Consider the following 8,485-nt stretch of genomic DNA (forward strand, 5'->3'; position numbering starts at 1 on the left):
AGATAAATTGGCAAAAGGTATAGATGTAAATCCAGAACAAGCTAAGGTGATTAGGTCAGAAATAATTAAAACGGAAACTAGAAGTCCTGATGGACAGTTTACAGTTGTAGCAACTAATTTAGATAAAGCTACTAAAGAAGCGCAAAGTTTAATTAAGAAAGAGGATGACAAACTACCTAAAGTGGCTCTAGAAAAAACAGATAGAACAGTAATTACTAAAAATGAAGATAATCAGACTGTAGATATATATAAAATCAATCTAAATAAAGCACATAAAATAAAAGCCGGTGTTACAGTTATTGATGATAAAGTATATCCAACGGTAGGATATCAGGCCGGCCGGGTTGAAGGGTTAGTGCAGTTTGATGGCTCAAAAATAAAAGGAGCTACAGTGATGTACACTGTGGTCCAATGGTGAAAGGTACGGTGATCCGTTTATCTCGTAGCATATTGCGTTAAGTATGTGAAAAAGAAGAAAGCCCAAAAGGTTAGATAAAATCTAGCTTTTTGGGTACTTTTTTTGTTTATTTTTACTTGACATTATACCGTATATACGGTATAATAAAACCATAGAAAGGAGGTAGAAATGATTGATAAAGTAGATGTTGAATGGTTCATAACATTAGTAGTAATGATATGGCTAGAGTTCAGAAAAAAAGAAAAGCCCTCAAATCGTAAGCGTCGTCGAAAACAAAAACGATAAGAGAGCGGTGAAGGGAGAGGGAAACCTCTCCTGACACTTTCATTATATCATAAGGAGTGAATGCGATGAAAGACATTATAGCAATTATAGGCATTGCCATTTTAATATATTTTATAGACTTTGATAAGGACGCCGTAAAAGCTTTGATTACCGGATGTGTTATAGGATATTACATATACAGGAGGATCCGATGAATTACATTGATAAAGTATTAACTCTGGAAGAAGCCGCGGAATTATGGGGAAAGAGTACAGATTCATTGCGTCAAGCTTGTATTGAAAGAAATGGAAAACCACCACGATTTAAGATAGGCGTTGAGGCTAGGCAATCAAAACGTATATGGTTAGTAACATATGATGGCATGAAACGCCTATATGGTGAGCCGATGAAATGATATGTTTTGATGTCACTACCACGCAAGATACCAAGGCCCTGTCTAAAGTCATTGATGTTAAACCAGATACAGCCGTACAAATTCAACACGAGATACAAAAGGCTAATGAGCCTACAGTTACATATTATGTACAGGCTCCGGATGTAAATACGGCGGCTAAACAGACGCAAAAAGCAATTAATAACCATGAGCTATCATTACCTTTAGCAATCAATGAGAAAAGTGATAAAACTATAGTCAATCCAAATGAAGCGGCGCAAAAAGTTGATGTGTATAAAATTAACTTAAATAAGTCGCATAAAATCAAATCGGGGGTGACTGTGATTGATAATAAAATATATCCCACTGTAGGATATCAAGCAGGACAATTTGAAGGGCTTGTACACTTCAAAGATAACGGAATAAAAGGGGCTAGTATCCTCTATACAGTGAAGGAATGGTAGTATATACTATAAAAGAGACTAGTAGTGAGCGAACGTCTTACAAGGGTAGCATGCGTGCTGCCCTTGTTTAGTTTTACGGCAAAAAAACGGCAAAAATTGTATAGAAAAGATGCATTTTTATAGATATTGTTTTTAATCAAAAATATTGATTAAGTAGCGTTATTGCTTGTTTTCATAAAAAAGTAGACAAATAAAATCGATACGGAGTATTATATAATAATATAGGAATAAATAGGAAGGCCGATGCGGATTTTTGACAAGCATTAATCGTGTGGTCTATATAATTCAAATAAACTACGGCAGGAGGAATAACATGTCTGCATTTATACCATATTTAGTAGTGTTGGGGGTTATCGTCGTATTTTTCGGCGTATGCTATTTAGTATTTCGCGATAGCGATAAATCGGAAAAGACGAACGGTGCAGCCACTGACAATGTAAGCAATCGAGATTATTATGAGCGTAAACGTCGCGATCACGGCGCTGCCTATTACCGTGAAGATGCTAAACAGAATCGAGATAACTTTGGTGCCGGGCGTGCTTACCAAGGCGGTAGCCATCAAGCAACCGGAAGTCATGAAGAAACATCCGATAAAGAGATGGCCACCACGTTCGTTCCCTTGTCTAATACGCAAATGGAATCCGATTTTCATAATGCGATGACGGAACCGTCTGCATCGCGATTCGGTTCGGCTCATGACGATTCATCGGAAAGCAGTTTAAACCGTGACATAGTGTCTGATTTGGACATTACGAAGCCTATGCTTAAAATTCCAACCGAACCGCCAACAGCCGCTTTAGATGACAGCGAATTAACGCGTCGTATTCATCGTGTGACACCGACTGAAGCAACGTCGGAGGAAGTAGCGGATGATGCAACTCGCATTATTCCGATTGTACGTGACCATGCAGGTTCTGATGCGGCCATTCATGGCACCGGTCGCGGTGCAAGCCATATCGGCTATGGTGAGCCGGACATGTCCGACTTAATTACCCTTGGCACATCGCACTTCATGAGTTCTTTCGGTGCCGTTAGCGCCAGCACTAAAGAACAGGTATTGGATATTACTAAAACGGCTTTCGACCGCTTAGGCATCACTGCCAGTGGCGAATTACATGCGTTGTTGGAAAATATCGTGGTGCAGGAAGCCTTGCTTTGTATGCAAAAAGCTTACGCTACAACGCCAACGGTGTGGATGAAGGAAACTGCTATTGAGGCCTTTGTGGACGTAGTACAGCAGCCTAAATCCAGTACACCGTACTTGGTGGCGTTTGATGCCCTTCGCATCTTGCCGCATTTGCAGCTCGGCCATTTTCAGATTATGGCTTTGGCGTTATTGCTTCAATACTCCCGCAATTCCAACAACTACAGCTTGGAACATTTACAGCATTATGTAGATAAATATATCGAGCCGTTCTTGTCCGAATTGCCACGGGAAGAAGCGATGTATCGTCAATTGGATTACCTTCGTTGCTCCATTCAAGAACCGGAACGTAATACCTTCTGGGATATTATGGTTCATTCCTATCCGCTCGTATTCGGTTATGCCGGTTTTGACAAAGATGAATTGACCCGTGCTTTGCGCGGTAATTATTTGGATGCTCGCTATGTGGTGAAAAGTGTAAACTCTCCGCTTCTTAAATTAGCGGTTGTCGATGAAGGGTTGGCACCGCGCTACTTCCAGATGGCTCATTTGGATAATCCGGAAATTCAGCAACATATTTTAGGGTTAGCGATGAGTAAACCGGTTGATTTTAACTCGACTGAACGCAAACAGGTATTGGAATACATTTCACCGGTATTGCCTAAAGTGGCTGATATGTATGACTCCATGCCACTTAGCCATTCCAGCTTGACGCTCTTGGGGCTCTATTTAGGGCGTGCTCATGTGAAAGTAACCATTGGCGAAGAATTCGATTTGTCCCCGTGGTTCTAACTTAAGCGCCGGAACTTAAGCTCAGTTAAAGTTATGCGGTAAAATTTAACGCGTTTCTAAAATAAAATCTATTATATAAATAAAGAGTGTATCTCAGGCTGATGCCGGGGATACACTCTTCGTGCTTTATTCGCTAGTGTTTCTTATATTCGATAGTATCTCATGTATGCTACTATCTGATATTCGCTAGTATCTCATGTTTGATAGTAGCTCATGTTCAATATTATTTTACTTAAAAACTATACTCATTAATCGCATTTAAATCCAATAGCTCAACTTTTTTACCTTCAAATTCGATTATCTTTTCATCCTGCAAGCGGCCCAGTTCGCGGCTTAAGGATGTGCGCGATACATTGAGCACGTCCGCCATTTCCTGACGGTTGTGGGGCAGGCGAATGGGGTTTTGTTTTTGGTAAGTATATAAATCATCAAAGTAGGCAAAGATTCGTTCACGCATCCCTTTTAAGGATAAATAGTGAACCTTCCGAGTGAGGGCCAAGGCTTTTTCAGACATGTCATGCAACAAATTGGTTAGAATCTGCACCTGGCAGGCATCGCAATTGTTGAACGATGTGGTGAAAGCTGACTTTGGCAAGAAAAGAACGGTGCTGTCCTGCGTCGTTTGAATGGTGGCGGGCCAGTTTGGCATGTCCGTGAAGAGGATGGCTTCGCCGAACATGGCGGACGGCGTAAGGTCGGTCATAATGGTTCGTTGGCCTAAGACGTTTTCACGGGTCAGATGGGCATGGCCTTTGAGTAAAATGCCAATTCCTTCCATGGGTTCACCGGCAATGGCGATAAAGCTATTTTTTTTATAATTGGAAATAGATAAGTTCGGTGAACTTAAAAAGCGACGCAACTGTTCTTCCGAAAGGTCGCGAAACAGAGGACTGCTGCTGAGCACAGCCAGATATTCCGTTACAAGTTCAGTAGATAATCCGATATGCATAGGAGCCTCCTTAATATAAAATTTTTGTAAATGTTGCCATAGCTACAGTTTTTTACCTATAAGTATACTATACTTTAAATGTAGTCACAAAGTAAACAACTTTCCATAAGTGACAATTTGATTTTGTAATAAGCAAGTATTTTATATTTTTTGCTTTCTTACGAGTGATAAGAAAGTACTGTGTCGGGAGAGTCCCGAAGAAGGAGGCTATTATGAGTATGTTTTGTTTCCAATGTGAACAGTCTGCAAATCCCGGTGGTTGTACCGTACAGGGCGTATGTGGTAAAACAGCGCCGGTAGCTAACAAACAGGATGAGTTGACGTCCGCCTTGATCGGTTTGGCACGTGCTTGTGATGCAAAAGGCGCTTCGGCTAAAGAATATCAATTGTTAAAACAGGGTTTGTTCATGTGCGTAACGAACGTTAACTTCGACGAAGAACGCGTTCAGGAATTCATCAACCGCGTAGAAGCAGCTCGTCAGGCTATTGACCCTAGCGCTCAAGACTTCGATTGGGAAGCTCTTTGGGTAGGCGAAGAAGATATCATCTCCTTGCGCTCCACTTTATTGCTCGGTATGCGCGGTATGGCGGCTTACGCTTGGCATGCATCCGTACTCGGCTATGATGACGCTGAAGTAGACGCTTGGTTCGTAAAAGGCCTCGTTGAATTCGCCAAAGAGCACAGTGCTGACGAATGGCTCGCTTTGTTGATGGAATTCGGTCATATTAACCTCAAATGCATGGCTTTACTTGACTCCGCTAACACCGAAAGCTATGGCACACCGGTTCCGACTAAAGTACCTTTGACTGTAGAACCTGGTCCGTTCATCGTAGTAACCGGTCATGATTTACACGACCTCAAAATGTTATTGGAACAATCCGAAGGTAAAGGCGTAAACATCTATACTCATGGTGAAATGCTTCCTTGCCACGCATATCCTGAACTCAAAAAATATGCTCACTTAAAAGGTAACTTCGGTACTGCTTGGCAGAACCAGCAGAATGAATTCGACGGCGTTCCGGCTGCTTTCTTGTTCACTACTAACTGCTTAATGGTTCCGCGTGAAAGCTACGAAGACAATATTTTCACAACCGATATGGTAGGTTTCCCTGGTTTGAAACATGTGGAAATCAACGAAGACGGCTCCAAAGATTTCTCCGCGGTTATTGAAAAAGCTCTTGAACTCGGCGGTTACAGTGAACCTCAAGCATTCACCGGTATCAACGGTGGTCACGAAGTAACAACCGGTTTCGGTCATGGCACAGTGCTCAGCATTGCCGACAAAGTAATCGACGCTGTTAAAGCCGGCGCTATTAAACATTTCTTCTTGGTAGGTGGTTGCGACGGTGCTAAAGTAGGCCGTAACTACTACACCGAATTTGTAAAACAGACGCCAAAAGACACAGTAGTTCTTACTTTGGCTTGCGGTAAATATCGTTTCAACGACCTTGAAATCGGCGAAATCGGCGGTATCCCTCGTATGCTCGATATGGGTCAGTGTAATGACGCTTACTCCGCTATTCAGGTAGCCGTAGCTCTTGCCGGCGCTTTCGAATGCGATGTAAATGACTTGCCATTGACTTTGGTATTGTCTTGGTACGAACAAAAAGCGGTATGTATCCTCTTGACCTTGTTGGCTTTGGGTATCCGCAACATCTACATCGGACCTACTTTGCCAAAATTCTTATCCAATAATGTATTGGGCATCTTGGTAGAAAAATTCCAGTTACACCCAATCACTACGCCGGAAGCTGACATGAAAGCTATCCTTGGCAACAACTAATTAAAAACGACTCGTAAAGGTTTATAGCTTAATCGTTAATCGAAACTTTAGTTAATGGTTGGCGACAATATAGTGGTGTCCATCCTGTGATTACTTATGTTTCTCGCTGATTATCAATTAAAATTTCTCATAGCTCCCTCGTAAGAGGGAGCTATTTTTTATATTTTTCTATATACAAGGTACTTTTTTGAATGATTCGTTCGCCTACCGTGTACCTTATAAACCGCGTAATAATAGGCTTTATGAGCAAATGTGAATCTTAAAAGAAGTAATATGCATAAAAAGTATGACCGTGTCTATTCACTGAAAACAAACTGTGGTATAATACAAATTAAGGAAATTCAAGGGTTTGCCCTGAATTAGTTTGTGAAAAATGCACAGTGTAGGTGTGATAACGTTTTCTTAGGGAGGACATAAATGAGTAGTGTTTTTGAGATTATCGGGCCGGTTATGATTGGTCCATCCAGCTCTCATACTGCCGGAGCTGCCCGTTTAGGTAAAATGGCTCGCTCTATTTTTAAAGAGCCCATTGAACGCGTTGATTTAACCTTATACGGTTCTTTTGCCAAAACCTATAAAGGTCATGGTACAGACCGTGCCTTGGTAGGCGGTCTTTTGGGATTTGATGCGGAAGACGAACGCATTCGTGACGCATTTAAAGATGCCGCTGAAGCTAATTTGCAGTATCAGTTCATTGAATCGACTGAAGAAGGTGGTCATCCGAACGAAGTTAAATTCGACCTTTACAGCAAAGATGGTCATCATATGAGCATCATAGGCCGATCCCTTGGCGGTGGTCGTATTTTGGTGACCAATGTAAACAACTTGGCAGTGGAAATTTCCGGTGAAGATTTTACCATTTTGACATTCCATCATGATTGTCCGGGGGTTATTGCTTGGGTAACGAGCCGCCTTGGTCAAGCAAGTGTTAATATTTCGACGATGAAAGTGTTCCGCAAACGTAAGCATTGTGAAGCTGTTATGCTCATTAATACGGATGAACCGGTTGATACACAAGTTATGGCGGACATTCAGAATCATAAAAGTATTTCCTCCGTTATGTATTTTGAACCTTTGGAAAAGGCGGTAGCAGAATGAGTTATTTATATGATACATTAGCTGATTTGGCGCATTTAAGCGATACTCATAATTTACCTATGTGGGAAATTGTAATTCGCGCCGAAATGGAAGCGTCCGGTCAATCTCGCGAAGCCATTGAGAAAGAAGCTTTGCGTCGTATTCAGATTTTTAAAGATTCCGTGGTAAACGGTATTGAAGACCGTAAACGTACGGTGAGCGGTATGTCCGGCGGACAGGCTCACGTTTTGTTGGAACATACGCCGCGCTTAATGAGTCCGACAGCCTATAAAGCCTTAACGTACGCGATTGCGGTTAATGAAGCGAACGCCAAAATGTTCCGCGTTGTAGCTTGTCCTACAGCCGGTTCCTGCGGTGTTATGCCCGGCACCATGTGCGCTGTAGCCGAAGAATTGAAGCTTGATGATGAGGCGATGCTTCGCGGTTTCTTCATGGGGGCCGGTATCGGCAACGTGATTACGAACCAAGCCTGTGTAGCCGGTGCCGTAGGCGGTTGTCAGGCCGAAGTAGGTTCCGCTGCCGCTATGGCGGCCGGTGCCGTGGTAGCTATGCTTGAAGGCACTACCAAACAGGCCATTAATGCCGTTGCCCTTTGCCTCAAAAATGTATTGGGCTTAGTATGCGACCCTGTTGGGGGCCTCGTAGAAGTACCTTGCGTAAAACGTAACGGTATTTATGCCGTCCATGCTCTCAGCGCCGCTGAAATGGCTATGGCCGGCTTAATCAGCCAAATTCCGGTTGATGAAGTAATCGAAGCTATGGACCGCATCGGTCGTGCATTGCCAAGTACCTTGCGTGAAACCAGTGAAGGTGGTTTGGCGACTACTGAAACAGGTCGTCGTATCGCTAAACAATTAGCGGAAATGTAAGATTGCGTCATTAAAACGTCTTTATGAGGAAACTCATAGAGGCGTTTTTTTATTTTTCAGGCGCCTCGAAAGGGTGAATTCAATACATGGGTATGTTATAATAAATTATCGTGATAAGAGTGAGGTGATATGGGTGAGTTGGTTTACATCAAAGAAAATAACGTTAGAACCGAGCGGTGAAATCTGGCAAGGTGCGACGCGGATTTTGCGTGCTTTAGCGGATGCCGGGTTCGAAGCCTATGTTATTGGTGGTGCGGTGCGTGATTTGGTGCTCAAACAAACACCTCATGATTATGATATTGTAACGAA

The 8,485-nt window shown here is 42.5% G+C and carries 8 protein-coding genes and 1 pseudogene; 8 read left to right on the forward strand and 1 reads right to left on the reverse strand.

Going from position 1 to position 8,485, the window contains the following annotated elements:
- The 4 genes from E7204_RS06210 to E7204_RS06225 all read left to right on the forward strand — a co-directional run.
- The coding region (locus E7204_RS06210; protein ID WP_295182839.1) for a hypothetical protein at positions 1-418 on the forward strand (418 nt) is incomplete at its 5' end.
- Between the two features lie 475 nt (positions 419-893).
- Entirely contained in the window at positions 894-1,097 is a 204-nt protein-coding gene (locus E7204_RS06215) for a helix-turn-helix domain-containing protein (protein WP_295182840.1), read from the forward strand.
- A complete protein-coding gene (locus E7204_RS06220; RefSeq protein ID WP_295182841.1) occupies positions 1,094-1,540 on the forward strand; it encodes a hypothetical protein in 447 nt (148 codons plus the stop codon). Before E7204_RS06215 ends, E7204_RS06220 begins: the two co-directional genes overlap by 4 nt.
- 313 nt (positions 1,541-1,853) lie before the next feature.
- On the forward strand, positions 1,854-3,476 hold the full coding sequence (locus tag E7204_RS06225) for an LPO_1073/Vpar_1526 family protein (RefSeq protein WP_295182842.1): 1,623 nt from the start codon (positions 1,854-1,856) through the stop codon (positions 3,474-3,476).
- A gap of 232 nt (positions 3,477-3,708) precedes the next feature.
- On the opposite strand, the gene E7204_RS06230 is transcribed toward E7204_RS06225, so the two are convergent.
- A complete protein-coding gene (locus tag E7204_RS06230) occupies positions 3,709-4,425 on the reverse strand; it encodes a Crp/Fnr family transcriptional regulator (RefSeq protein WP_295182843.1) in 717 nt (238 codons plus the stop codon).
- Between the two features lie 212 nt (positions 4,426-4,637).
- Here E7204_RS06230 and hcp point away from each other — a divergent pair, with 212 nt between their 5' ends.
- The 4 genes and pseudogenes from hcp to E7204_RS06250 form a co-directional block, all read left to right on the forward strand.
- Positions 4,638-6,209: a hydroxylamine reductase gene (gene hcp / locus E7204_RS06235; RefSeq protein ID WP_295182844.1), complete on the forward strand. Its 1,572-nt coding sequence runs from the start codon at positions 4,638-4,640 to the stop codon at positions 6,207-6,209.
- A 417-nt stretch (positions 6,210-6,626) separates the two neighbouring features.
- Positions 6,627-7,307, forward strand: coding sequence for an L-serine ammonia-lyase, iron-sulfur-dependent subunit beta (gene sdaAB, locus E7204_RS06240; RefSeq protein WP_295182845.1), 681 nt, complete (start codon positions 6,627-6,629; stop codon positions 7,305-7,307).
- Positions 7,304-8,176, forward strand: a complete 873-nt coding sequence (gene sdaAA, locus E7204_RS06245) for an L-serine ammonia-lyase, iron-sulfur-dependent, subunit alpha (protein WP_127059200.1) — start codon at positions 7,304-7,306, stop codon at positions 8,174-8,176. The genes sdaAB and sdaAA overlap by 4 nt, the downstream gene beginning before the upstream one ends.
- A gap of 133 nt (positions 8,177-8,309) precedes the next feature.
- A pseudogene (locus E7204_RS06250) lies at positions 8,310-8,485 on the forward strand (tRNA nucleotidyltransferase); the annotation flags it as partial.

The organism is Veillonella sp. (assembly GCF_015058545.1).
Lineage (GTDB): Bacteria > Bacillota > Negativicutes > Veillonellales > Veillonellaceae > Veillonella_A.